Raw genomic sequence first — 23860 nt, forward strand, 5'->3', positions numbered from 1 at the left:
TTGAACGCCAACCTGTTCGAGGACTGTATCGCCGCTCCGGCCAAAATCAATCTCGCATTGCACGTCGTAGGGCGGCAGCAGGACGGCTACCACCTTCTCGAGAGTGTCGCGGTCTTCACCGAACGGGTGGCCGACTGGTTGAGCGTTCAACCTGCGGTCGAGGACAGGCTGATCGTCGAAGGGCCGTTTGCAGCCGGTGTACCAACAGATCACCGCAACATAGTCCTGCGCGCTCTCGTCTTCACCAGAGGGCACGCGCGAAAGGCCGGAGTCGACGTACCGCCCCTTCTCATTCGCCTTACCAAGATGTTGCCGCATGGCGCCGGCATCGGCGGCGGCTCGGCCGATGCCGCCGCGCTTCTCCGCCATCTCGGCACCCTCTCACCCACTCTTCCCGAAACTCTCGCGGAGAGTGCCGCGGAACTCGGCGCAGACGTGCCGATGTGCCTCCACAGCCGGCCCCTTGTTGCACGCGGGATCGGGGAGGCGCTGGAAGAAATATCGATAAAGCAAATGCCGGCGATGCTCCTCGTCAATCCGGGCCGCCCGGTTGCAACGCCCTCGGTCTTCGGGGCGTTGCAAAACCGCGAAAATGCGCCCCTCCCCACCATTCCGGACAACGGCTTTTCTTCCGCGAGCGATCTCCTCGGCTGGCTGCGCAACACCCGTAACGATCTCGAGGAAACCGCGAAGGCTATCGAGCCATCAATCGGCGAAGCTCTCGCAGGTTTGCAACGCACCGGCGCCGCCTTCGCCCGCATGTCGGGATCAGGCTCGACCGTGTTCGGCCTCTACGACAACGCGCATGAGGCGCAAGACGCCGCCGCGGCCATCGTGCGGGATCAGCCGAATTGGTGGGTTGCCGTTGCCTGACCGAAGAGATCGAGTGAATGGAACTCGTGGAACGTGCCTTTTCACCGACAGTTGGGATAGCACTAGGCGATCATGCAGTCCTCTGGAGAGAACCGAGCCATGCCGGCGACCATCGATCAATCGGATTTCGAGCGCCCCTTCGTTCCCCTTGCCATCGCCGTTCTCACCGTCTCCGACACGCGCAAGGAGGGAGAGGACAAATCGGGCGACCGCCTTGCGGCGCGGATCGAGGAGGCCGGCCACAAGCTCGCCGACCGCAGGATCGTCCGCGACGAGAAGGACGTGATCGCCGAAACCGTGAAAGAATGGGCGGCGGACGAGGCGGTCGACGTGGTGATCACGACAGGGGGCACCGGCTTCACAGGCCGCGACGTGACCCCGGACGCCTTGGAGCCGCTGTTTGACAAGCGCATGGAAGGCTTTTCCAGCGTCTTCCACCGCATCTCTTTCGACAAGATCGGCGTCTCGACCATCCAGTCTCGCGCGACCGCGGGCCTCATCGGCAAGACCTTCGTCTTCGTCCTTCCCGGTTCGCCGGGCGCCTGCGCCGATGCCTGGGACCATATCCTCGGACGCCAGCTCGACTATCGCCACAAGCCCTGCAACTTCGTGGAGATCATGCCGCGCCTCGACGAGCACATGCGCAGAGGCGGCCGTTCGGTTTAACCCGCGGCGCTGGCGGGTCTCAGCTCGACGTTGAGGCGTTTCGCAGCAAGCCCCTTGGCGAGTTCCGCGAGTGGCTGCTTGCCCCGCTGCCGGATCAGGCCGATCGCCTGCGCTTTCTTGAGCAGCAGTCCATCCGTAAGCGCGCTGCGGCGCCGCATCAGACTCGAGAGAAAACCCGAACGATCGCGCTTCGAAGGGCGGAACCGGGCGGCTTGCGGACCGCCAGAAGGTCCGTTCCCATTGCCGATGTGATCGATGATTTCGCTCGTCCAGCCTGCAGTTGGGCGACTGCCCTCCTCCAGCCAAAGCAGCCACTCCGCCCGGTCCGCTACGATCGTCACTTCCAGTTCGTGAGGCGAGATCACCCGACACCCACACTGATCTGCGATCGACCGCGTGTCGTCGGTCATGCCGCGATCGATCAGCACGACGCTCTTGACGAGCCCCTCCACAGAGCCGGTGATCAGTTCAGACAGCGTAAGGGCCAAATGGCGGTCGTTCGCGCCGCCGTCGATGTAGACGCTGAGCATGCCCGGAGATGTAGGCGCTCGAACGTCTGGTCGGCAAGCCCTCCCAAATGTTCTTGTCTTGTTCTCATTCATACTGTAAAGATTTTGTTCACGTGTTCATGCATTGTTCGAGGACCTGACATGTTGGATATCGCAGCGGCCGACCGCGCAGCCTTCGACGCTTCGCTCGGCATCGACATCGCGAATCGGATCATCGACGAGGGTGGTCGGCGTATCGGTCCGGCCCGGCGTCGCGGCCGTGGCGCCGGCATCAACCCGAGCGGCCGTTTCGAACCGTTCGCTCGCGACAGCTTCGACGACGGGTGGGATTCGCTCGAAAATCTTCCTGCCTTCAAGACCGACGTCCAGGTGGAAAAGCCGCGCACAATAATCACCCGCAACACCTCGCCGGACATTTCCTTCGACCGCTCGGTCAATCCCTATCGAGGCTGTGAACATGGCTGCGTTTATTGCTTTGCACGACCAAGCCACGCCTATATCGGCCTTTCTGCCGGCATCGACTTCGAAACGAAGCTTTTCGCCAAGCCGAACGCAGCCCAGCTTCTGGAGCGTGAACTCTCGCGACCGGGCTACGAGGTGCGCTCGATCGCGATCGGCACGAACACCGATCCCTACCAGCCGATCGAGAAGCGCTACGGCCTCATGCGCGAAATCCTGGAGGTTCTGGAAGCAGCGAACCATCCGGTTGGTATCGTCACCAAGTCGGCGCTCGTCCTGCGCGACGTCGACATACTGTCGCGCATGGCGGACAAGGGCCTTGCCCGCGTCGCCCTGTCGGTAACGACGATGGACCGCAAGCTCGCCCGCACCATGGAGCCGCGTGCTTCGACGCCGCAGAAGCGGCTCGACGCCATCCGGACCCTGAACGAGGCCGGCGTCCCGACCATGGTGATGACCGCGCCGATCATTCCTGGTCTCAACGATTCGGAGATCGAGCGTCTACTGGAAGCTGCTGCGACTGCCGGCGCCAAGGAGGCCGGTTACGTCCTGCTGCGCCTCCCTTTGGAGGTCTCGCAGATCTTCAAGGATTGGCTGTTGCGACACTATCCCGATCGCTACCGCCATGTCCTTTCGTTGTTGCGCTCGATGCGAGAAGGCAAGGACTACGACGCCGAATGGGGCAAGCGCATGCGCGGAACGGGCCCTTACGCCCACCAGATCAAGCGTCGTTTCGATCTCGCCGCGAAACGTCTCGGTCTCAATCAGGACCGGCAGTCGCTAAGGACCGATCTATTCGTCCCCCCGCGAGGAAACGGCGTCCAGCTCTCGCTAATTTAGGGAACAAAACGGGATCACCCCGCCCGTCATTTATCAACAGGGTTGTGCGTAGCCCCGTATGAACAACGCGCGACCTTGAGGAGAATCGGAGTTTGCGCGAGTTTGGCCGCACCATGGCTCGCCTCACTTCCGATTCTCCACCCCCGCACTCTGCATCGGCCTGCCTGCCCGACCCGGTGCAGCGCAAGATTGCCGGTCCGGCAGGCTCAGCCGCACCCCCAAGACCCACTCCGGATTTCTCCAGGGAGCACGCGCTTCTCGAAGCCGGTGCCGAATGGATCGCTGGGGTTGACGAGGTCGGACGAGGTCCGCTGGCGGGGCCGGTCGTCGCAGCCGCAGTGATCTTCGAGAACCCGCGTCGAATTCCGGTCGGGATCAATGATTCCAAGCAGTTGACTGCCAAGGCCCGCGAACAGTTGTTCGCGGACATTCTGGCCAATGCCCATGTCGCCATCGCTTCGGTCTCGGCGAAGGAGATCGACGCCATCGATATTCGGCAGGCGACCCTCACGGCAATGACCAAAGCTCTCGCGCAACTCGTGATCCGGCCCTGCCATGCCCTCTTCGATGGGCGTGACGTCCCTCCAGCTTGGACTGCGAACGGCACTGCAATAGTGAAAGGCGATTCGATCAGTGTTTCGATCGCGGCAGCATCAATCGTCGCCAAGGTCCAGCGCGACCGTATGATGCAGCATGCCTGTGGGCTCTATCCCGGCTACGGCTTCACGACGAATGTTGGCTACGGCTGTGCCGCTCATCTGGCTGCGATTGCGGCACTCGGCCCGACCCCCATCCACCGCATGAGCTTCAAGCCTTTGCGCTTACACGACTACCGCGGAAGCGACCACGGTCGCAGGACTCACCACGTAATGAAACAATCGTCGCGCCCGAACTTCAGTCTATACCGAGACTGAGGAGACATTCATGACCCGGCTTCGCAGATCCACTGTAGCTGTTGCCGCATTCGCTGCCGCGTTCTTCGCGACATCGGCTTTCGCCGAAAGCGCCTCCGGCCGATTTACCGGCGCTGGCGGCCATGTCGCATCCGGCACGGTAACAGTCGTGACCGAGAACGGCAGAACACGCGTCGTCTTCGGTAACGACTTCAGCCTCGATAGCGCTCCCGATGCCTATGTGGCATTCGGTTCTGCCCGGAGCTACGCTGAGGGCACCGCGTTCGCCGAACTGAAGAGCCTGAGTGGCGGTCAAACCTATTCGGCTCCGGCAAGCATCGACGGCTCCGACTACGACGCAGTCTGGCTTTGGTGCCGTCGCTTCTCGGTCCCGCTCGGCGTTGCCCGCCTTCGCTGAGCGTCAAGCATGAAAAAGGGCCCGGCGAAATCGTCCGAGCCCTCACTGCTTGATAATTCGGTGTCGCCGCTCAGTTAAGACGCTGACGCACTGCCGCGATCGAATCCGACATCGACTGGCCGGTTCCTTCCCGCTGCGAGATTACCTTCGCTGCAGCAGCGACGGCAATATCGACGGCGGTCGTGCGAATGTCCTTGCGAGCATCGGCTTCGGCCTGGGCAATCTGATCTTCGGCCATCGCCGTGCGCCGCTCGACGAATTCTTTGTTCTTCTTCGCCGTCTCGGCCAGCATCTGCTGGGCTTCGCGCTTGGCCGCCTCGATGATGTCCTGGGCTTCCTGTTCGGCTTCCCGGCGACGGCGCTGGTATTCGGCCAGCTGCTGCTTGGCTTCTTCCTTCAGCTCCCGCGCTTCTTCGAGTTCCGTCCGTATGCGCTTGGACCGCTCGTCGAGTGACTGATTGATACGCCGGAAGCCTTTGACGTAGAAGACCACTCCGAAAAAGACGAGAAGGGCGATCAGTGTCCAGAATGAATTGTCCATTCTCTTCTCCTCAGCCTCGCGTCTCGGCGACGGCGGACGCCACCTCGGTGCGCGAGACATCGACCTTCACGACATCACGCAGGATCGTTTCGGCCACATCGGTCGCCATTTCATTCATCTCGCCCATCGCCGCAGTCTTCGCCGCCACGATCCGAGCACGCGATTCATCGATACGGGCATCGAGTTCGGCCTCCAGCTTCTCGCGCTGAGCGTCGGCTTCGCTGCGGGCGTCGTTGCGCGCATCCTGACCTATGCTGTGGGCACGTTCGCGAGCCTCGGCGAGTTCCTGCTCGTAAGCCGCCTGGGCCTCGTCAGCGTCCTGCTTGGCCCGCTCGGCCGCCTCCATATCAAGGGCGATCCGATCACGGCGGTTCTCAAGTATGCCGCCGACGCGTGGAACCAGAACGTTCTTCAGGACCCAGTAAAAGACCCCGAAGGTGACAGCCAGCCACAGGAGCTGGGATGGAAAATATTCGGAATTGAACGGCGGGAATCCGGCCTCATGGCCGCCCGCACCGCCCGAGGTCTCGCTGTGCGTGCCTTCGGTAGGATCGCCATGGCCTTCGCCGGCCGATCCCGCTTCCTGAGCGAAGGCTTCGGTCATGAACATCAAATCACTCCGCCGAATTCCAAAGACCGGCGGTCGATGCCGCCGGCCGTTTCATGCCTCAAATCTGCTCTTCTCGTCCGGATCAGACGGCGAAGAGGAGAAGCAGGGCGACGAGGAGCGAGAAAATGCCGAGCGCTTCCGTCACGGCGAAGCCGAAGATGAGGCGGCCGAACTGGCCGTCGGCTGCCGACGGGTTGCGCAGGGCGCCGGCCAGATACTGGCCGAAGATGGTGCCGAGGCCGATGCCCGCGCCGCCCATTCCGAGGCACGCAAGACCGGCGCCGATGAACTTCGCTGCTTCCGCTTCCATGTGAGGACTCCTTTTGAATAATGTCTCGTGTGCGGATTGTTGCGGCGGCTGACGCCGCCCGGGTTTTCCTGGATGAAGCTGTGACCCTAGTGTGCGCCCGGATGGACAGCATCATTGAGGTAGAGGCAGGTCAGCACCGCAAAGACATAAGCCTGCAGGGCGGCGACCAGGAATTCGAGAGCCGTCAGTGCGACAGCCATGAGGAAGGGCAGGATCGAGCCGATGACGCCCAGCGCGCCGAACGCGCTCAAGGAGACGACGAAGCCTGCGAACACCTTCAGCGTGATGTGACCGGCGAGCATGTTCGCGAAAAGACGAACGGAAAGCGAGACCGGCCGCGACAGAAAGGAGATAATCTCGATCAGAACGACAAGCGGCATCAGGACCGCCGGCACCCCTTCGGGCACGAAGACATTGAAGAACTTCACCCCGTGCTTCTTAATGCCGTAGCCCACGACCACCGACATCACCATCATCGCCAGGGCAAACGTGACGATGAGATGGCTCGTCACGGTAAAGAAGTACGGGAACATTCCGATCAGGTTGGCGACCAGGATGAAGGTGAAAATCGAGAACACGAAGGGGAAGAAGCGCATGCCGGCCGTGCCGGCCGCGTCCCGCAGCATGTTGGCGGTGAATTCGTAGGTCAGCTCCGTCATCGACTGCAGGCGGCTTGGAACGAGGCCCCGGCCGCGCGTCGAGTAGTAGATGAATCCCGCCGTCACGCCAGCCGTCGCCACCATGAAGAGCGCCGAGTTCGTGAACGAGAAATCAAGACCGCCGATCTGGATAGGAACCAGCGGAAAGATGTCGAATTGGTGAATCGGATCGGTCGGGTCTGTCGCCAAACTCTGGGGTCCTTATCGAAACGTCTATCGCGTCCTTGCGAGCCGGCCATGGCAATAGCCGCTGAATTTCGTCTTCGCAACACCCCATCTGGACCGATAAGGCGCGATATCTAGGAATCCTTGGCGTTTTCCGGCGGGCGTCCGGAATTCTCGCGGCCTTCCAGAGGATTGGCCGGCTTGGGCCCCACGGACCGCAGGACGTTTCGAATGCCGGCCGCGAATCCGAACATCAGGAACACGATCAGGCCGAAGGGGCTCGTTCCGGCGTATTTGTCGATAACGAAGCCTATCCCGCCGCCGACGATGATCCCCGCGGCGAATTCGCTGGCGAGCTTCAACCCCTCGGCAATCCCCTTCATGCTGGAGCCGGACCCGCTCGATCGTTTCGCCTCTAGCTCACGAGTGGCATTGCGCGCCGCGAGCTTTGCCTCAAGCGCGCTACGCCGTTCGGCCCATTCTTCCGGCGTCCTCTTTGTCGCTGGCGGCTCGTAGCCAGTCTCGTGATTCGACTTGCTGTCGTCTTCGTTCGCCGGGCTCATATCGACCTCCAGATTCTCGGGTCGCTCAATGAAGCGACTGGTCTCCCTTTTCCTTGGTGAAGCCCGAGATGCCCGTCCGCATCAAGCTGGCGGCTGTCGTTACGATGAGGATACCGATGATCACACTCAGGGAGAGCTCTGTGGTGATGTGGGGGACCCATTCGATCGGTTGGCCGCCGTTGAGGAAGGAAAGGGTGTTATCCTCCATCGCGTGGAAAACGAGCTTGAGGCCGATGAAGCCGAGGATGAGTGCGAGGCCGAACCCAAGATAAACCAGACGATCGAGAAGTCCGCCCAACAGAAAGTAAAGCTGAAGCAGGCCGAGCAGAGCGAAAGCGTTCGTCGTGAAGACGATGTAGGGTGAGTCGGTCAGTCCGTAGATTGCGGGAATTGAATCAAGCGCAAACAACAGGTCCGTCATGCCCAGCGCTACGATGACGACCATCATCGGTGTCATCAGTCGCTTGCCGTTCTCTACGATGAAGAGCGCATTTCCGTGAAATTCGGAGGTCGATGGAAAGGTCCTATCGAACCACTTCACGATGAAGTTCGGCTCGTATTTCTCGTCGGTCGACTTCTGATGCGTGAAGCTGTCGATAGCGAGCTTGACCGCCGTTGCGAGCAGGAAGAAGCCAAAGAGGTAGAAAATCCACGAGAACTGGTTGATCGCCGCAGCGCCGAGCGCAATGAAAATGCCGCGCATGATCAGAGCCAGGACGATACCGATGAGAAGCGCTTTCTGTTGGTCCTCGCGAGGCACCTGGAAGCTCTTCATGATGATGACGAAGACAAAGAGATTGTCGACCGAAAGGCTCTTCTCCGTGATGAAGCCGGCGAAGAATTCAAGCCCATGCGTGGCGTCCCAGAGGACCCAGAGAACCCCGCCGAAGATCACAGCGAGCCCCACATAGAAAGCGGACCAAATCGCCGCCTCCCTAAAGCTCGGTTCGTGTGCCTTCCGCACGTGGGTCATGAAGTCGAAGACGAAGAGTCCGGCGATGCCGGCTACAGTCGAGAGCCAGATCCAGAGAGGAATAGCGTCCCCGCCGCCTGAACCGGTCGATAGACTTTCCACTTCATCACCCCCTGGCACAATTTCCGACGTGCCGACTGAGCGTCAGCGCAATCTGTTGAAGCGATGAAGGTCCGAACGGGCAGTCGTCGCCGGAGCCGTATCTAATCGTTGATATTTCGACCGCAATGCGATGGCTGCGGAGCGAGTCGATGCAAACGAAAATGTCATCGCCTCGGAGGTCGAGCTTGACCTTCCAGTCGGTGGAAGCCCCATGTTCTGCAACGGCTCCTGATACTACGAGCGAGGTGAGGCATGGACGAGCGCATTGAAAACGCAGACGAGCACCAGCATCACGATCATCCTGAGCCCGGAGACAGCCAAGAAGTAGCCACCGTTCGTGATCCCGTCTGCGGCATGACGGTCGACCCTGAAGCCCGAAAGCCATCGAGCGAACATGACGGCCGGATCTTCCACTTCTGTTGCGAGGGCTGCCGCAAGAAGTTCGAAACCGCGCCACAGGACTATCTCACCGCCAAAGACCCGGTGTGCGGCATGAGCGTCGATCGGGCGAGCGCCGAGCATATGGCCAAGCATGAGGGCCAGCGCTTCTATTTCTGTTCGAGCCACTGCCAAGCCAAGTTCGAGGCTGATCCGGAAGCGCATCTCACCGAGACCGAAAAGCCGAAACCCGCGCCAAAGGGAACTCAGTATACCTGCCCGATGCACCCCGAGATCATTCGGGACGAGCCTGGGGACTGCCCGAAATGCGGCATGGCGCTGGAGCCTATGGGGGCACCTGATCCGAACGAGGGGCCGAATCCCGAGCTCGTCGATTTCACCCGCCGGCTTTGGGTATCCGCCGTCTGCGCGGTGCCGCTACTCGTCATTACCATGGGGCCAATGATCGGCCTGCCCGTGCGCGACTGGTTGGGCGAAAGCCTCGCGGTCTGGATCGAATTCGCGCTAGCAACGCCCGTCGTTCTCTGGGCCGCCCTTCCCTTCTTCAAGCGGGGCTGGGCTTCGATCCTCAACAAATCGCCGAACATGTGGACGCTGATCGCCATCGGCGTCGGCGCAGCCTACGCCTATTCGGTCGTCGCGACGATCCTGCCGGGCCTCTTCCCACCTTCCTTCCGCGAGAACGGCGTCGTGCCTGTCTATTTCGAGGCGGCAGCCGTCATCGTGGCACTGGTCTTCGTCGGCCAGGTGCTGGAACTGAAGGCTCGCGAGCGCACCGGCTCGGCCATCCGCGCCCTGATGGACCTCGCCCCAAAAACGGCGCGCCGGATCAAATCCGATGGCAGCGAGGAAGACGTCGAACTCGATGCCCTCAAGGAAGGCGATCACCTGCGTGTTCGGCCGGGCGAGAGCGTTCCGGTCGACGGTACTTTGATCGAGGGCGGCTCGTCGATCGACGAATCGATGATCACCGGCGAACCAATCCCGGTCGCCAAGGAAAAGGGCGACACCGTCACCGGCGGCACGCTGAACAAGTCGGGCTCCTTCGTGATGGAGGCGCACGCCGTCGGCGAGGACACGACCCTCTCGCGCATCGTCGAAATGGTGGCGGCCGCCCAGCGCTCGCGTGCACCGATTCAGGGCCTCGCGGACAAGGTGGCGAGTTACTTCGTGCCGGCCGTGGTCGGCGTCGCGGTGCTCGCGTTCATCGCATGGGGGCTACTCGGCCCGCAGCCGGCCCTTGCCCACGCGCTGGTCGCAGCCGTTTCGGTGCTCATCATCGCCTGCCCTTGCGCGCTGGGGCTCGCGACACCCATGTCGATCATGACGGCGACGGGGCGTGGCGCTTCGGCCGGCGTCCTCATCAAGGATGCCGAGGCGCTGGAGCGCTTCGAGAAGATCGACACGCTGGTCGTCGACAAGACCGGCACGCTGACGGAGGGCAAGCCGAAGCTGACCGATGTCGTGACGGCCGAAGGTGTCGAGGAGGCGAAGCTTCTCACTGCAGCGGCCTCGCTGGAACGCGGCTCCGAACATCCGCTTGCTGAGGCGATCGTTTCGGGCGCGAAAGAGCGGGACGCGCCGCTCGAGGCCGCGAGCGACTTCGACTCCGTCACCGGCAAGGGCGTGAAGGGGTCAGTCGGGATCGAGAAGGTCGTGCTCGGCAATAAGGCAATGATGGATGAAGAGGGCGTCGACATCGCGACCCTCTCCGACAAGGCCGAGGCGCTTCAGTCCGAGGGCAAGACAGCGATGTTTGTCGCGATCGGCGGAAAGCTGGCCGGTGTCATCGCCGTGGCCGATCCGGTGAAGTCGTCGAGCGCAGAGGCGATCCGCTCGCTGCATGACAGCGGCATCCGCATCGTGATGGCGACCGGCGACAACGAGCGCACGGCTAAGGCCGTCGCCAAGGAACTCGGCATCGACGAGGTCCGCGCCGGGCTCTCGCCGGAGGACAAGCAGGCGCTGGTCGAGGAATTGCGCTCGAAGGGGGGCAAGGTCGCGGTGGCCGGCGACGGCATCAACGACGCGCCCGCTCTCGCGGCGGCCGATGTAGGCATCGCCATGGGAACCGGGGCAGACGTCGCGGTGGAAAGCGCCGGCATGACGCTGGTGAAGGGCGATCTCCGCGGCATCGTTCGCGCCCGACATCTCGCCGAGGCGACGATCCGAAACATCAAGCAGAACCTTTTCTTCGCCTTCGCCTACAATGCGCTCGGCGTGCCGATCGCGGCGGGCATCCTTTACCCGGTCTTCGGCCTGCTGCTCTCCCCGATGATTGCGGCAGCGGCGATGAGCCTGTCCTCGGTCTCCGTGATCGGAAACGCACTGAGACTGCGGTCGGTGAAACTTTGAGCTTTCTGATGGAAACGCGAAGAATGCAGACGGTCGGCACGCGGTCGAAGATTAGTCCGGCGAAACCTCAGCTACAAGCCTCGCGGATCGCCTTCATGTTTGCCGCGTAGCTCTTCGGCGTGCCGCCCTTGAACACCGCCGAGCCGGCGACGAGCACGTCGGCTCCGGCCGCGACGACAAGCGGTGCCGTTTCGGTCGTAACGCCGCCGTCGATCTCGATGCGGATGTCGCGGTCGCCGATCATCCGCTTCACGCGGCGTACCTTCTCGACCACCGGATGGATGAACTTCTGTCCGCCGAAGCCGGGGTTGACGGTCATTAGGAGGATCAGGTCCACCTGATCGATCACATATTCGATGACGCTTTCCGGCGTCGACGGATTGAGCGACACGCCCGCCTTCACGCCAAGATCGCGGATCGCGGCGAGCGAGCGCGCGAGATGCGTCGTCGCTTCGGCATGCACGGTAATCACGTCGCAGCCCGCTTCGGCAAAGGCTTGGAGATACGGGTCGCAGGGCTCGATCATCAGATGGCAGTCGAACACCTTCTTGGAGGCGCCGCGCACCGCCTTGATGATCGGCGGTCCGAAGGTGATGTTCGGCACGTAGTGCCCGTCCATCACGTCGAGATGAATCCAGTCGGCGCCCGCCTCGTCGACGGCACGGATCTCCTCGCCGAGCCGCGCGAAATCAGCCGAAAGGATCGAAGGTGCAATCAGGACTTCACTCATCTCTCACCTTTCGTCCGGCTCCATGAAAAGGGGCGAACGCTTGCCGCGATCGCCCCGAATTTTGGTATGGCGCGCGCCTCAGGCGGCAGCGTCCTTCGCGGCCTGGACCACCTTGTCCGGCGTGATGCCGAAGTGCTCGAAGAGCTTCGGCCCGGGCCCGGATGCGCCAAAGCCGGTCATGCCGACGAAACGGCCGCGATCGCCGAGCCAGCGATCCCAACTCATCCGGACGCCGGCCTCGATCGCGACACGCGGCACCGAGCCCAGCACCGAGGCGCGATAGGTGTCGTCCTGTTCGGCGAAGAGCTCCATGCAGGGCATGGAGACAACGGCGGCGTTGAGCCCCTCGCCCTTCAACGCTTCAGCCGCCTTCAGGGCGACCTCGACTTCGGAGCCCGAGGCGATCAGCGTCACGTCCCGCTCGCCGGCTGCTTCCTTCAGAACGTAACCGCCCTTCAGGCTGAGGTTCTCAGAGATGTCCTCGCGCACCGTCGGCAGGCCTTGTCGCGTCAGCGCGAGAACCGAAGGCCGGTCGTGTTCGAGCAGCGCGGCCTCCCAGACCTCCACCGTCTCGATCACGTCACAGGGACGGAAGACCAGCAGATTCGGTGTTGCGCGCAGCATGGTCAGGTGTTCGACCGGCTGATGGGTCGGTCCGTCCTCGCCAAGGCCGATCGAATCGTGGGTCAGCACGTATATGACCCGCGTCCCCATTAGAGCGGAAAGTCGCATCGCTCCACGTGCATAATCGGAGAAGACCAGGAACGTGCCGCCGTAGGGGATCAGCCCGCCATAGAGCGAGAGCCCGTTCATGGCGGCCGACATACCGTGCTCGCGCACGCCATAATGGATGTAGCGGCCGGAGAAATCTTCCGCCGTTACCGGCTGCAGTCCTTTGGTCTTCGTATTGTTCGAGCCGGTGAGGTCGGCTGAGCCGCCGATCGTCGTTTCGATCACATGATTCACGACCTCTAGCGTCATCTCCGAAGCTTTGCGTGTCGCGACCTTCGGCTTGTCTTGAATAAGCGCGGCGCGGAAGTTCAGCATTTCGCCCTTGAAACCCGCCGGCAGCGTACCGGAAGAGAACACCTCGTATCGATCGCGCTCGGGATGGTCCGCGAGTTTGCGCTCCCAGGTCTCACGTGAATCTCTGCCCTTGGCCGCGACCTCGCGCCAGCCCTTTACGACCGCTTCTGGCAGTTCGAAGGGTTCAGACTTCCAGACCAGTTTCTGTCGGGCGAGCGCGATCTCGTCGTCGCCGAGTGCCTCGCCGTGCACCTTGTGGGTGCCGGCCTTGTTGGGTGCACCGTAGCCGATCACTGTCTTGCAGGCGATGAAAGCCGGCCGGTCGCTCTGGCGCGCGTCTTCGATCGCCTTTTCGACGGCGTCCGCGTCATGACCATCGACCGAGAATGTCTTCCAGCCGGCAGCTTCGAAGCGTGCGACCTGGTCGGTCTTGGAAGCGATTTCCACCTTACCGTCGATCGAGATGCCATTGTCGTCCCACAGAACGATCAGCTTTTTCAGCTTCAGCGTGCCTGCAAGATCGATCGCTTCGTGGCTGATCCCCTCCATCAGGCAACCGTCGCCGGCGATCACATAGGTGTAGTGATCGACGAGATCGTCGCCGAACCGCGCGTTCATCAGCCGTTCGCCGATCGCCATCCCGACGGAGGTCGCAAGGCCCTGTCCCAGCGGACCTGTTGTCGTCTCGATGCCGGCGGCATGTCCGTATTCCGGATGCCCGGCCGTGCGGCTCCCCAGTTGGCGGAAATTCTTGATCTGCTCGATCGGCATGTCCTCGTAACCGAGCAGGTGATGGATTGCATAAAGCAACATCGAACCATGGCCTGCCGAGAGCACAAACCGATCCCGATTGGGCCAGTTGGGCTTCGAAGGATCCACCCGCATGAACTTCTGGAATAGAACGGTCGCGACATCGGCCATACCCATGGGCATGCCGGGATGTCCGGAGTTCGCCTTCTGCACGGCGTCCATAGCGAGCGCGCGGATGGCGTTCGCCATGTCCCGCGGATTGCGATCGGTAGTCTCGGGCGATGGTTTATCCAGCATGGCGGTCAGCTTTCTCGGCAAGCGCAAAGGTCATCAGGATGCGCGTCGTTTGCGCTCCATCAGCTTGAGAATCAATGGGGTCAGGATCAATTGCATCGCGATATCGAGCTTTGCGCCCGGCGCGACGATCGAATTGGCACGGGACATGAAGCTGTGCGGGATCATCGACAACAAATAAGGGAAGTCGATGCCGCGGGGGTTTGCGAAGCGGATGACGATCATGGACTCGTCCGGCGTCGGTATCCAACGCGCGATGAAGGGGTTCGACGTATCGACGATCGGAACACGTTGGAAATTGATATCCGTCTGGCCAAATTGCGGGCAGATATATTTCACGTAATCCGGCATACGCCTGAGGATCGTGTCCATCACTGCTTCAGTCGAATACCCTCTTGTCGACTTGTCGCGGTGAATTTTCTGAATCCATTCGAGATTGATCACTGGCACGACGCCGATCTTCAAGTCCGGATATCGTGCTAGGTCGATCGTATCTGTCTTAACGCAGCCGTGAAGGCCTTCGTAGAAGAGCAAGTCCGAGTTCTCGTGCAGCGGCTTCCACTCGGTGAACTTGCCTTCTGGCAAGCCGTAGCGTTCCATTTCCCGATCGTCGTGGATGTAGTGCCGGGTGCGGCCCGTGCCCTTCCGGCCATATTCGTCGAACACGTCACGCAGGTCTTCGAGAAGGTTCGCTTCCGGCGAGAAATGCGAAAACGTCGTATTCCCGCTGGCCGTCTCGGTCGCCATCTTCACCCGCATCGCGTCACGGTCGTAGCGGTGGAACGCGTCGCCCTCGATGAAGGCGGCGTCGACATTCTCACGCCGAAAGATCTGGTCGAAGATATCTTTGACCGACGTCGTTCCGGCGCCGGACGAGCCCGTTGTCGCAATGATTGGGTGTTTGGCGGACATGGGTTACGTGGTCTTACACTTCCCGGATTAAGGCCTGAAGAGGGTTCGTTTTCCAAACAGCGGCGAGCGTTCGGCCAGCGCGTCGGGGTCGGCGATATAGCGCCCGATCCGCTCGACCTCGCGCTTGGACCCGAAGACGAGCGGCGTTCGCACATGCAGCCCTTCAGGCTCGATATCGAGAATGCGTGTCGTACCATCGGTCGCCGCACCGCCGGCTTGTTCCACCAGCATCGCTACCGGATTGGCCTCGTACATCAGCCGGAGCCGGCCGTTCTGATAGCCCTTGCGTCCGTCCGACGGATAGAGGAACACCCCGCCGCGCTGCAGGATACGATAGGCGTCCGCAACAAGTGAACCGACATAGCGCATGCCGAAGTCGCGCTCGCGCGGGCCTTCTTCGCCGGCCAGCAGGTCGTCGACATAGTTCCGAATATGCGTGTCCCAGTGTCGATAATTCGACATGTTCACCGAGAACTCTTTCGCTTTGTCAGCGATCGTCACGGACGCAGTCTGTTCGACGAAACCGCCGAACTTGGGTGAGAACAGGAAGACATGCGTGCCATCGCCGACGGTCAGAACCAGTTGAAGCTGTGGTCCGTAGACGAAGAAGCCCGCAGCCAGCTGGTTCGCGCCCTTCTGCATGAATACGGTCTTCGGGTCGGCCCGGTTCGCGTCGGAAACCGGCAGAATTGAGAAGATGGTGCCGATCGAGACATTGGTCGAGATGTTGGAAGAGCCGTCGAGCGGATCGATGGCGATGGCGAAATCGCCATTCTCGTCGAGCGTGACCGGGCCTTCCTGTTCCTCTGACCCGAAGAACATAAAGCCGGAGTCCTTCGCGGCCTGAAGGAACGCCCTGTCCGCCAGAACATCGAGCTCCTTCTGAACATCACCGTCCGTGTTGGTGTCGCCGCGCTGCTCCCCGAGATTGCTGCCGCCCTCGATGATCTGGTTCCGCACCTTCACCGACGCCGTGCAGAGGTGCCGGATCGCTTCGGCGATGCGGCGCTGGCCCTCGTCCGCATCGAGGGCGGATCTCAGGTGAGCGTCGAGCGACGATGGCATGATGGTTCCTCCCGAAGCAGCACGGACCTAGTCGAGGCCTCCATACACTATGAGGAGGGCGGGAGGGCAAGGTCCGGATAACGCTACTTGGATGATCAACCGGACGGCGCGGAACCGAGCCGAATTCGAAGATCGAATTATTTGCCGGCGAGAAAGTTCGGCGGATCGACAAGAGTCGCCGTCTTCAAAGCTTCGATGGAGGCGGACCCGGTACAGAAGCAGACGATCCGAAGCGTTCGGATCACATCCTCGAAATGGGCGATGACCGCCTCGGTTGAAGTTTCCGCAGCCTTCAGCGTCGCTGCCGCCTGCCCCGCGAGATCGGCACCGCAGCGAATCGCCTGCGCGACCTCGATTCCGTTGCGGATACCGCCAGAGGCTATGATCGGCGTTTCTGGACAGGCCAACCTCGCATCCGCCACCGCCCGCGCAGTCCCTATTCCCCAACCCGCGAAAAGTTCGGCGATCGCCTTCTGTCGAGGATCAGGTGCGCGTGCCGCTTCGACCTGCGCCCAACTCGTGCCTCCGGCCCCCGCGACGTCGATGACGGAAACGCCGGCCTCGACCAGCCTTCTCGCGACGGGGCCTGATATCCCCGCCCCGACCTCCTTCACGACGACCGGCACGGTCAGGTTCGCACAGAGACGCTCGATCGCGGAAAGGACGCCGCGCCAATCGGTGTCGCCGCCGGTCTGCACCGCCTCCTGCAACGGATTGAGATGGATGATCAGCGCGTCCGCCCCGATCATCTCGACTGCTCGCATCGCCTCGTCCTCGCCGTAGCCGAGCACGAATTGCGCCCCGCCGATATTCGACAGAATCGGCACGGACGGCGCCCGCTGGCGTAGCGTGAGATCGAGCCCTCTGCCGCCGCGCCCTTCCAGAGCGACCCGCTGGGAACCAACCGCTAATGCGATGTTCAATGCCTCGGCTGCTTCAGCAAGATGGTCATTGATGCGCGCTGACCGTTCCGGACCGCCGGTCATCGAAGAGATCAGCAGCGGCGCCCTCAGCGTGCGACCGAGAAAAGGCACGGACAGGTCGATCTCGTCTAGCGCGAGTTCGGGCAGCGCAACATGCTCAAAAATGACCCGATCGAGTCCGGTCGCCGCAAATCTCGCGCGCTCGTCCTGCGCAAGTACGATATCCAGATGGTCGATCTTGCGTGACCCGATGTCGCTCACTTGAGACTCCGCACTATCGGCTGCCAATGCTATACGCCCGGTGCTTTCGTCGGTCACTCAAGCAGGTTTTCCATTTCCCGGTCGAATTTCGCTGTAACCGTGTTAGCATTGGATTTGAACAGGCCGCCAGCAGCCAAGGCCGGAAGCTCAAGGGAACGAGATCAACTTGTCTCTGCGTATAATGGACGACGCCGCATGAGCCCGACGCGCTTGGAGGAAACTACCCGTCTTCAGAAGCGGATCGAGCAGCGCCTCGGAGAAGTTCTGCCAGCCTGCCTCGAAGGCCAGGAGCAACTGCGCGATGCCATTGCTACCAGCGTGCTGGCGCCCGGAAAGCGGCTACGTCCATTGCTCGCTGTGCTGACGGCGATCGACCTCAATGGCGATGTCGAGGCAGCGATCGAGGGCGGCTGCGCGATCGAACTCATCCACACCGCCTCGCTCGTGCTCGACGATCTGCCGTGCATGGACGATGCGACCCTTCGGCGCGGACAGCCCCCGACCCATGTCGCGTATGGCGAGGACACAGCGCTCCTTGCGGTCATCGCCATGATCTCACGCGCTTTCGAACTGCTGGCTGCGGCGCCGTCGCTCAATCCTGAGCAGCGCACGCGTTCGGTCGCCGCACTCGGCAAGGCCGTCGGGACCAGCGGCCTTGTCGCTGGTCAATTCGCCGATCTCAAGGGCGGCAGCGGCTCGACCGATGCCGCCGCCCGCACGAATGCTCTCAAGACCGGAGCTCTGTTCCTTGCGGCAGTCGAGATCGGGATGATCGGCAGCGGAGCGCCACGGGAGACCCGGCGCGAGCTCGAAGCCTTCGCACGCGAACTGGGCCTTGCCTTCCAGCTTCTCGACGATCTCCTCGATGGCAGCCAGACCGCGGTTTCCATCGGCAAGGACATCGGCCAGGACGCCGGCAAATCGACGATCGTATCGATGATCGGCCGAGCCTCGACTGAGGACCAGATCGACCGTCACATGCGCACCGCCCTCGCGCATGTCGAAGCAGGTCTCGGTCCCGACAGTCGCCTCGCAGCACTCCTTCACGTCATCTGGAAGACGGCCCGGCACCGCACCGCCGAACACAGGGCTGGCAAGGTCATTAGCGAGGGCCGCGTCGACGAACCGGCAGGCATGCAGTGATGTCGCGCGCCATCTGTTGATAGCCGCAATCTCGCAGTTCAGCAGCGGTTGATTCGCGGCGCGACTCGGCCCAAGGCTTGTTGCATGGCCGAACCGATCTACAAGATCCTGACCCACGAAGAATGGAATGCGTTCGCGTCTGCAGGGCGCTTCGAAGGCGCAGCTGTCGATCTTCGCGACGGCTATATCCATTTCTCGACTGCCGATCAGGTCCGGGAGACCGCGGCGAAACATTTTTCGGGGCAGGACGAACTCCGTCTGGTCGCCATCGATCCGAACGTGCTCGGCAATGCGCTAAAATGGGAGCCGTCACGCGGGGGTGCGCTCTTTCCACATCTCTATGCTGCGCTTTCGATTGATGCGGTTCTTTGGGAGAGGCCCCTCACCCTAGACGATAACGGCCGCCATGTCTTTCCGGTCGAATTTACCGGAACCGCCTCGTGACGACGCTTTACCGTCTCGCCCGGCCTGCGCTCTTCCGCATGGGCCCGGAACGGGCGCACGATCTGTCGATCAAGGCCCTCAAGCTCGGGCTTGCTAGAGGCGGGCGCATTCCCGTCGACGACCGCCTTCGGGTGAAGATTTCCGGCCTCTCCTTTCCCAATCCGCTCGGCCTCGCCGCCGGCTACGACAAGAACGCCGAAGTCCCGGATCGCCTTCTGCGTCTCGGCTTCGGTTTCGTCGAGGTCGGCACGCTCACACCCCAGCCCCAGGACGGCAATCCCAAACCCCGGCTCTTCCGCCTGAAGCGTCACGGCGCGGTCATCAACCGCTTCGGTTTTAACAATTGCGGCCATGCCGATGCGGTGGAGCGGCTCGCCGAGCGCCAGCGTAAGGCCGGCATCGTCGGTGCCAATATCGGCGCCAACAAGAACGCCGCGGACCGTGTCGCCGACTATGTGGAAGGCGTCGCGAGCTTCGCGCCGCTGGCCTCCTATCTCACGGTCAACGTCTCCTCGCCGAACACGCCGGGCTTGCGAGACCTGCAGGCGACGAAGGAGCTCGACCGACTGCTTGAGCATGTCATCGCTGCGCGCAACGGCGAGGCTGCGGTTTCGGCATCCGCCCGAGTTCCGGTCTTTCTCAAGGTCGCACCCGATCTCACCAAGACGCAGATCGCGGAGATCGCCGGGACCGCGAAGAAACGAAAGGTCGATGGGCTCGTCGTCTCCAACACCACCCTCTCCCGCACTGGTGTCGAAGGCCATCGGTCGGCGCACGAGACGGGTGGCCTCTCCGGCAGGCCTCTCCGCGCCCGCGCCACCAGCGTCCTTGCGCATTTTCGCAAAGCGCTCGGCCCCGAGATGGCGCTCATCGGCGTCGGCGGGGTCTCCGACACGGCGAGCTTGATCGAAAAGGTCGAGGCCGGCGCCGATCTCGTCCAGATCTACACGGCCCTCGTCTACGGCGGCCCAAATTTGCCGAGCACCATTCTCAACGGCCTCCTCGATCACCTGAAACGAAACGAGATCGAGACCATAACAGCCCTTCGCGACCGACGCGTCGAGGAACTTGCCGACAGTTTTCCGCTGGAAGACTGAAAACCGTTCGGCTGGGTTCAGTAATGGTCGCCGCTGCTGCTGAGAGCCGCTCGAGAATCGTCGGCACGAGCCAAACGCACGCAGCAGAGCCCAGGGGTGCACCAGTCTCCGCGCTAGCACCTCACGCTCGGTCGAGAAAAGCGTCCCGGCCCGACGGCTGCCACCATGGAGAACATCGTCGGGAAGGTGCGGCCAGAATTCCTATGAGCAGGCTGCCTCATAGATCGGTCGACGCTCGAGAAATGGCTTCCGCGGCCTCTCTGAGCTCGGATTCAGCAGGGTCAGACGCAACAAAGTCCAGTTTTCGGTTGTAATTGCAAAAGATTCAGCGCGGACATACCGCATTTGGGTGATGCGGCGCGTTCTCGAAAGCGCTTTGATCGACATTGCCTTCGGGCTCCCTCCCGAGGACCGGACGGATCGAACCGCGCCCAAAACGCCCCAACGGCCGCGTCTTCGAGCCATGGTACATATTGCTCTTCGGCAAGTTCACCTCGGGAGGGACCGAAGGCAGTGCTTTCGACAAAGATTTTGTTTCGAATGCATTTTCACATCTGACTTTGAGAAAGAGCCGGCGTCGCTCCCAAGGCGCCGGCTCTTTTGACTCGCCTTCGTTGGCAGTCGATCTGATGTGGATGCTGCCAGCCCCGCCACGTCCGAATCTTAAAAAGGCAGATGCGATTTGCTGCACGACCTGCGTATGCCCGGGTCAGCCGAACGCAACTTGGCTTTCTCGTGCGCGCCGCACCTCACGGCGCTTGTTCACCAACGTCGCACTCAAAACCCCGACGGTGACAATCGCGATCAGTATCGTGCAAACGGCATTGATCTCTGGCGTCACGCCGAGCCGCACCGCGCTGTAGATCTTCATGGGCAGCGTCGTCGCCGCCGGACCGGTCGTGAAGCTCGCCACCACCAGATCGTCGAGCGAAAGGGTGAAGGCCAGCAGCCAGCCGGCCGCAACGGCAGGCCAGATCACCGGCAGGGTGATCGAAAGAAACGTCTTGGCCGGCGTCGCTCCGAGGTCCATTGCCGCCTCTTCCAGCGAGCGGTCAAAGGACAACAGCTTCGACTGAACGATCACGGCGACAAAACACATCGAGAACGTGATGTGCGCCAGCGTCACGGTCCAGAAGCCCCTGTCGAAGTCGATCGCGACGAAGAGGAGAAGCAGCGAGAGACCGGTAATCACCTCTGGCATGACCAGCGGCGCGTAAACCATGCCGGTGAAGAGCACCCGACCGCGAAAGCGCGTGTAGCGGGTTAGTGCTACCGCCGCGAACGTGCCGAGCAGCGTCGCCACCGTCGCCGAGAGAACGCCGACCCGAAGCGTCACCCAGGCCGCGTCTAGCAGGCCCTGATTGTTGAAGAGCTGTACGTACCAGCGCGTGGAAAAACCGGCCCAGACAGTGACGAGCTGCGAAGCGTTGAAGGAATAGATGACAAGAAGGACGATCGGGAGATAGAGGAACGAGAAGCCGATGATCACCGAGACAATGTTGAACGCGGTCCAGCCCTGTCTCATCGCGCAGCTTCCCGGTCCTGAACGCGCTGGAAAATCACGATCGGAACGACGAGGATCAGGAGAAGAATGATCGCAACGGCTGAAGAAACGGGCCAGTCGCGATTGTTGAAGAACTCCATCCACAGCGTCTTGCCGATCATCAGCGTGCCGGAGCCGCCGAGAAGGTCGGGAATGACGAACTCGCCGACCGCCGGAATGAAGACCAGAAAGCAGCCAGCAAGCACGCCGCGGAATGAGAGTGGGAAAGTGATCGTCCAGAAGCTCTTCAGAGGTGTCGAGCCGAGATCGGCTGCCGCTTCCAACAGCCGCTTATCCATCCGATCGAGGTTGGCGAAGATCGGCAACACCATGAAGGGCAGGTACGAATAGACGATGCCGATAAAGATCGCCGTCTCGGTGTTGGTGATGATCAGCGGCTGGTCGATCAGCCCCAATGATATAAGGAACTGGTTGAGCAGCCCTTCGGGCTTCAGGATACCGATCCAAGCGTAGACGCGGATGAGGAAGCTGGTCCAGAACGGCAAAATCACCAGCATCAGAAGGAACGGCTTCCAGCGCTGGGGCGCCTGCGCCATCCCGTAGGCCAGCGGATAGCCGATCAGAAAAGTCAGGACGGTCGAAATCAGCGCGATCCTGACGCTCGTGACGTACGAATTGAAGTAGAGCGAGTCGTTCGCGATCCACAGATAGTTGTCGATCGTCAGCTGCTTGATCGACGCCCACCATGTCGCCGGATCGCCGAAGGTCGGCGTATAGGGAGGCATCGCCGTCGCGATCTGCGAGAACGACAGTTTGAGGACGATCAGGAACGGAACGAGGAAGAGGCACGCAAGCCAGACATAGGGTAGCCCGATGGTGATCGACCGAAACAACCCCTTGCGTGGTTTCGCCATCCTCGCCTCCCGTCAGTTAGCCAAAAGGAGGCCAGCATCCGGATCGAAAGAGACCCACGCGCGATCGTGCCAGGTGAGTTGAACGGGGCTCTCGCGGCTCGCATTCACCATCGAGACCCGGACGATCTTGCCGTCGTCCATCTTCAGGTGGAACGAGGTCATGTCGCCGATATAGGCGATCTCCCAGACCTCGCCGGAGAGGACGTTCGGCCCGGTGAGTTCCTTGGCCGATATTCGCAACTTCTCTGGTCGCACCGCATAGGCGGCCTTCTCTCCTGACCGAGCCCGACTGACGCTCTCCTCGTTCGCATCGACCTCAAGCAGATGGCCGGCACCGGTCTCCAGCTTGAGCCGATCACCATTGCGGGCCGTTACGGTCCCGTCGAAGATGTTCACCGTGCCGATGAAATCCGCAACGAACCGCGAGGTTGGCGCCTCGTAGATCTCCGGCGGCGTGCCGATCTGAAGGATGCGGCCATCTCCCATCACCGCGATCCTGTCCGCCATGGTCATCGCCTCCTCCTGGTCGTGCGTGACCATGATGAAGGTTATGCCGAGTTCGTATTGCAGATCGGTCAGTTCGAACTGCGTCTCCTCCCGCAGCTTCTTGTCGAGGGCTCCGAGCGGTTCGTCGAGAAGCAGAACCTTCGGCCGCTTGACCAGCGAACGCGCCAGCGCCACCCGCTGCTGCTGGCCGCCGGAAAGTTGGTGCGGTTTGCGCCGTCCATAGTTTTCCAGCTTCACAAGCTTGAGCACCTCGGCGATCCGATCGTTGCGCTCGGACTTTGCCATGCCGTCCTGCTTGAGGCCGAAGGCGATGTTCTGCTCCACATTCATATGAGGAAAGAGCGCATATGACTGGAACATCATATTGACCGGCCGCTTGTGCGGCGGAATGCCGGTCATGTCCTCGCCGTCGAGCACGATCCGACCCCTGGTCGGTGTCTCGAAGCCCGCCAGCAGGCGCAGCAGCGTCGACTTGCCGGATCCCGAGGCACCGAGCAGCGCGAAAAACTCCCTCTCATAGACATCCGCAGACAGGTCGTCGATCGCGGCGGTTCCGTCGAACGTCTTCGTCACGTTCTCGAACCGGATGAACGGCTTGGCGTCAGGATCGGTCCAGGGGGAGAAGCTCTTTCGGACGGAGCCAAGGGACTTTGTCTTCATGCGGCGTGTCCCCCGATGCGATGCGGAGGGCCCGCTTTGCGACAGACGCCTTGCCGGTAGCCACGAACGCACCCGTCACCCTCGGCTACCGCACCGAGGATCCAGTGCCGACTCGCCGTATGCGAAATGCCACGACCGTCCCTCAGGTCCGACGGGCCAAAACCCGCCGCCTTCTGGATCCTCGGGACGAGGCCCGAAGATGACGAAGTCGCGAGAACGGATGGAAATCGTCGGCTCCGAGCAATACTCGGGCCGACAACACCAGTACCATCCCGCACGCGCCGAACCACAGCCC

Annotated in this window: 24 protein-coding genes; 9 read left to right on the forward strand and 15 right to left on the reverse strand. The window is 61.8% G+C overall.

Annotated features, from left to right (window positions below):
- Together FP2506_RS09090 and moaB are read left to right on the forward strand one after the other, a co-directional pair.
- Window positions 1-873 carry a 4-(cytidine 5'-diphospho)-2-C-methyl-D-erythritol kinase gene (locus tag FP2506_RS09090; RefSeq protein WP_007067160.1) on the forward strand — a complete coding sequence of 291 codons (873 nt, stop codon included), beginning with the start codon at window positions 1-3 and terminating at the stop codon, window positions 871-873.
- A 99-nt stretch (window positions 874-972) separates the two neighbouring features.
- Window positions 973-1539 (forward strand): molybdenum cofactor biosynthesis protein B, encoded by a 567-nt coding sequence (gene moaB, locus FP2506_RS09095; protein WP_007067161.1) that lies wholly within the window; start codon window positions 973-975, stop codon window positions 1537-1539.
- Here the strand turns inward: moaB and FP2506_RS09100 are convergent.
- On the reverse strand, window positions 1536-2069 hold the full coding sequence (locus FP2506_RS09100; protein WP_007067162.1) for a hypothetical protein: 534 nt from the start codon (window positions 2067-2069) through the stop codon (window positions 1536-1538). The two genes, moaB and FP2506_RS09100, sit on opposite strands and share 4 nt — an antisense overlap.
- Before the next feature lie 120 nt (window positions 2070-2189).
- Here FP2506_RS09100 and FP2506_RS09105 point away from each other — a divergent pair, with 120 nt between their 5' ends.
- The 3 genes from FP2506_RS09105 to FP2506_RS09115 all read left to right on the forward strand — a co-directional run bounded on the left by FP2506_RS09105 (window position 2190) and on the right by FP2506_RS09115 (window position 4658).
- Window positions 2190-3347 (forward strand): PA0069 family radical SAM protein, encoded by a 1158-nt coding sequence (locus FP2506_RS09105; protein WP_007067163.1) that lies wholly within the window; start codon window positions 2190-2192, stop codon window positions 3345-3347.
- A 176-nt stretch (window positions 3348-3523) separates the two neighbouring features.
- On the forward strand, window positions 3524-4261 hold the full coding sequence (locus tag FP2506_RS09110; protein ID WP_007067164.1) for a ribonuclease HII: 738 nt from the start codon (window positions 3524-3526) through the stop codon (window positions 4259-4261).
- A gap of 10 nt (window positions 4262-4271) precedes the next feature.
- Window positions 4272-4658, forward strand: a complete 387-nt coding sequence (locus tag FP2506_RS09115; protein WP_007067165.1) for a DM13 domain-containing protein — start codon at window positions 4272-4274, stop codon at window positions 4656-4658.
- 70 nt (window positions 4659-4728) lie between these two features.
- On the opposite strand, the gene FP2506_RS09120 is transcribed toward FP2506_RS09115, so the two are convergent.
- The 6 genes from FP2506_RS09120 to FP2506_RS09145 form a co-directional block, all read right to left on the reverse strand.
- Entirely contained in the window at window positions 4729-5199 is a 471-nt protein-coding gene (locus tag FP2506_RS09120) for a F0F1 ATP synthase subunit B family protein (protein ID WP_007067166.1), read from the reverse strand.
- Window positions 5200-5209: 10 nt separating this feature from the next.
- Window positions 5210-5809 (reverse strand): F0F1 ATP synthase subunit B, encoded by a 600-nt coding sequence (locus FP2506_RS09125; protein ID WP_007067167.1) that lies wholly within the window; start codon window positions 5807-5809, stop codon window positions 5210-5212.
- 82 nt (window positions 5810-5891) lie between these two features.
- On the reverse strand, window positions 5892-6119 hold the full coding sequence (locus FP2506_RS09130) for a F0F1 ATP synthase subunit C (RefSeq protein ID WP_007067168.1): 228 nt from the start codon (window positions 6117-6119) through the stop codon (window positions 5892-5894).
- Window positions 6120-6205: 86 nt separating this feature from the next.
- Window positions 6206-6967 carry a F0F1 ATP synthase subunit A gene (locus FP2506_RS09135; RefSeq protein WP_007067169.1) on the reverse strand — a complete coding sequence of 254 codons (762 nt, stop codon included), beginning with the start codon at window positions 6965-6967 and terminating at the stop codon, window positions 6206-6208.
- A gap of 110 nt (window positions 6968-7077) precedes the next feature.
- Window positions 7078-7506, reverse strand: a complete 429-nt coding sequence (locus FP2506_RS09140) for an AtpZ/AtpI family protein (protein ID WP_007067170.1) — start codon at window positions 7504-7506, stop codon at window positions 7078-7080.
- A gap of 25 nt (window positions 7507-7531) precedes the next feature.
- Complete coding sequence (locus FP2506_RS09145) at window positions 7532-8581, reverse strand: TerC/Alx family metal homeostasis membrane protein (RefSeq protein ID WP_007067171.1); 1050 nt, start codon at window positions 8579-8581, stop codon at window positions 7532-7534.
- A gap of 252 nt (window positions 8582-8833) precedes the next feature.
- On the opposite strand from FP2506_RS09145, the gene FP2506_RS09150 reads away from it, so the two are divergent.
- A complete protein-coding gene (locus FP2506_RS09150) occupies window positions 8834-11335 on the forward strand; it encodes a heavy metal translocating P-type ATPase (protein WP_040489054.1) in 2502 nt (833 codons plus the stop codon).
- A gap of 67 nt (window positions 11336-11402) precedes the next feature.
- Here the strand turns inward: FP2506_RS09150 and rpe are convergent, their stop codons facing one another.
- From rpe to fni, 5 genes are all read right to left on the reverse strand, one after another.
- On the reverse strand, window positions 11403-12065 hold the full coding sequence (gene rpe, locus FP2506_RS09155; RefSeq protein WP_007067175.1) for a ribulose-phosphate 3-epimerase: 663 nt from the start codon (window positions 12063-12065) through the stop codon (window positions 11403-11405).
- Window positions 12066-12143: 78 nt separating this feature from the next.
- The gene (tkt, locus tag FP2506_RS09160) at window positions 12144-14138 is read right to left on the reverse strand and encodes a transketolase (protein ID WP_040489055.1); all 1995 of its coding nucleotides are present in this window, start codon (window positions 14136-14138) and stop codon (window positions 12144-12146) included.
- A gap of 33 nt (window positions 14139-14171) precedes the next feature.
- Window positions 14172-15047 (reverse strand): phosphoribulokinase, encoded by an 876-nt coding sequence (locus tag FP2506_RS09165; protein ID WP_007067177.1) that lies wholly within the window; start codon window positions 15045-15047, stop codon window positions 14172-14174.
- A 27-nt stretch (window positions 15048-15074) separates the two neighbouring features.
- Complete coding sequence (locus FP2506_RS09170; RefSeq protein WP_187289076.1) at window positions 15075-16115, reverse strand: class 1 fructose-bisphosphatase; 1041 nt, start codon at window positions 16113-16115, stop codon at window positions 15075-15077.
- A 134-nt stretch (window positions 16116-16249) separates the two neighbouring features.
- Window positions 16250-17296, reverse strand: a complete 1047-nt coding sequence (gene fni / locus FP2506_RS09175; protein ID WP_040489056.1) for a type 2 isopentenyl-diphosphate Delta-isomerase — start codon at window positions 17294-17296, stop codon at window positions 16250-16252.
- Window positions 17297-17491: 195 nt separating this feature from the next.
- Here fni and FP2506_RS09180 point away from each other — a divergent pair, with 195 nt between their 5' ends.
- The 3 genes from FP2506_RS09180 to FP2506_RS09190 all read left to right on the forward strand — a co-directional run bounded on the left by FP2506_RS09180 (window position 17492) and on the right by FP2506_RS09190 (window position 19980).
- Window positions 17492-18439 (forward strand): polyprenyl synthetase family protein, encoded by a 948-nt coding sequence (locus FP2506_RS09180; RefSeq protein WP_007067180.1) that lies wholly within the window; start codon window positions 17492-17494, stop codon window positions 18437-18439.
- An 84-nt stretch (window positions 18440-18523) separates the two neighbouring features.
- Window positions 18524-18883, forward strand: coding sequence for a DUF952 domain-containing protein (locus FP2506_RS09185; protein WP_007067181.1), 360 nt, complete (start codon window positions 18524-18526; stop codon window positions 18881-18883).
- Window positions 18880-19980, forward strand: a complete 1101-nt coding sequence (locus FP2506_RS09190; protein WP_007067182.1) for a quinone-dependent dihydroorotate dehydrogenase — start codon at window positions 18880-18882, stop codon at window positions 19978-19980. The genes FP2506_RS09185 and FP2506_RS09190 overlap by 4 nt, the downstream gene beginning before the upstream one ends.
- A gap of 709 nt (window positions 19981-20689) precedes the next feature.
- Here FP2506_RS09190 and FP2506_RS09200 read toward each other — a convergent pair.
- The 3 genes from FP2506_RS09200 to FP2506_RS09210 are packed head-to-tail and all read right to left on the reverse strand — an operon-like array spanning window position 20690 to window position 23565.
- Window positions 20690-21505, reverse strand: coding sequence for an ABC transporter permease (locus FP2506_RS09200; RefSeq protein ID WP_007067184.1), 816 nt, complete (start codon window positions 21503-21505; stop codon window positions 20690-20692).
- On the reverse strand, window positions 21502-22398 hold the full coding sequence (locus tag FP2506_RS09205) for an ABC transporter permease subunit (RefSeq protein ID WP_007067185.1): 897 nt from the start codon (window positions 22396-22398) through the stop codon (window positions 21502-21504). Before FP2506_RS09205 ends, FP2506_RS09200 begins: the two co-directional genes overlap by 4 nt.
- A gap of 12 nt (window positions 22399-22410) precedes the next feature.
- The gene (locus FP2506_RS09210; protein ID WP_007067186.1) at window positions 22411-23565 is read right to left on the reverse strand and encodes an ABC transporter ATP-binding protein; all 1155 of its coding nucleotides are present in this window, start codon (window positions 23563-23565) and stop codon (window positions 22411-22413) included.
- Between the last annotated feature and the right edge of the window lie 295 nt (window positions 23566-23860).

This window comes from Fulvimarina pelagi HTCC2506 (assembly GCF_000153705.1).
GTDB lineage: Bacteria > Pseudomonadota > Alphaproteobacteria > Rhizobiales > Rhizobiaceae > Fulvimarina > Fulvimarina pelagi.

What these genes read in the sequence shown, in the direction of transcription:
- FP2506_RS09125 (WP_007067167.1), bottom strand. Translation starts at nt 5,809, where the DNA reads ATGTTCATGACCGAAGCCTTCGCTCAGGAAGCGGGATCGGCCGGCGAA.
- FP2506_RS09150 (WP_040489054.1), top strand. Translation starts at nt 8,834, where the DNA reads ATGGACGAGCGCATTGAAAACGCAGACGAGCACCAGCATCACGATCAT.
- FP2506_RS09200 (WP_007067184.1), bottom strand. Translation starts at nt 21,505, where the DNA reads ATGAGACAGGGCTGGACCGCGTTCAACATTGTCTCGGTGATCATCGGC.
- FP2506_RS09105 (WP_007067163.1), top strand. Translation starts at nt 2,190, where the DNA reads ATGTTGGATATCGCAGCGGCCGACCGCGCAGCCTTCGACGCTTCGCTC.
- FP2506_RS09180 (WP_007067180.1), top strand. Translation starts at nt 17,492, where the DNA reads ATGAGCCCGACGCGCTTGGAGGAAACTACCCGTCTTCAGAAGCGGATC.
- tkt (WP_040489055.1), bottom strand. Translation starts at nt 14,138, where the DNA reads ATGCTGGATAAACCATCGCCCGAGACTACCGATCGCAATCCGCGGGAC.
- FP2506_RS09185 (WP_007067181.1), top strand. Translation starts at nt 18,524, where the DNA reads ATGGCCGAACCGATCTACAAGATCCTGACCCACGAAGAATGGAATGCG.
- rpe (WP_007067175.1), bottom strand. Translation starts at nt 12,065, where the DNA reads ATGAGTGAAGTCCTGATTGCACCTTCGATCCTTTCGGCTGATTTCGCG.
- FP2506_RS09130 (WP_007067168.1), bottom strand. Translation starts at nt 6,119, where the DNA reads ATGGAAGCGGAAGCAGCGAAGTTCATCGGCGCCGGTCTTGCGTGCCTC.
- FP2506_RS09140 (WP_007067170.1), bottom strand. Translation starts at nt 7,506, where the DNA reads ATGAGCCCGGCGAACGAAGACGACAGCAAGTCGAATCACGAGACTGGC.
- FP2506_RS09100 (WP_007067162.1), bottom strand. Translation starts at nt 2,069, where the DNA reads ATGCTCAGCGTCTACATCGACGGCGGCGCGAACGACCGCCATTTGGCC.
- FP2506_RS09115 (WP_007067165.1), top strand. Translation starts at nt 4,272, where the DNA reads ATGACCCGGCTTCGCAGATCCACTGTAGCTGTTGCCGCATTCGCTGCC.
- FP2506_RS09165 (WP_007067177.1), bottom strand. Translation starts at nt 15,047, where the DNA reads ATGTCCGCCAAACACCCAATCATTGCGACAACGGGCTCGTCCGGCGCC.
- FP2506_RS09120 (WP_007067166.1), bottom strand. Translation starts at nt 5,199, where the DNA reads ATGGACAATTCATTCTGGACACTGATCGCCCTTCTCGTCTTTTTCGGA.
- moaB (WP_007067161.1), top strand. Translation starts at nt 973, where the DNA reads ATGCCGGCGACCATCGATCAATCGGATTTCGAGCGCCCCTTCGTTCCC.
- FP2506_RS09205 (WP_007067185.1), bottom strand. Translation starts at nt 22,398, where the DNA reads ATGGCGAAACCACGCAAGGGGTTGTTTCGGTCGATCACCATCGGGCTA.
- FP2506_RS09210 (WP_007067186.1), bottom strand. Translation starts at nt 23,565, where the DNA reads ATGAAGACAAAGTCCCTTGGCTCCGTCCGAAAGAGCTTCTCCCCCTGG.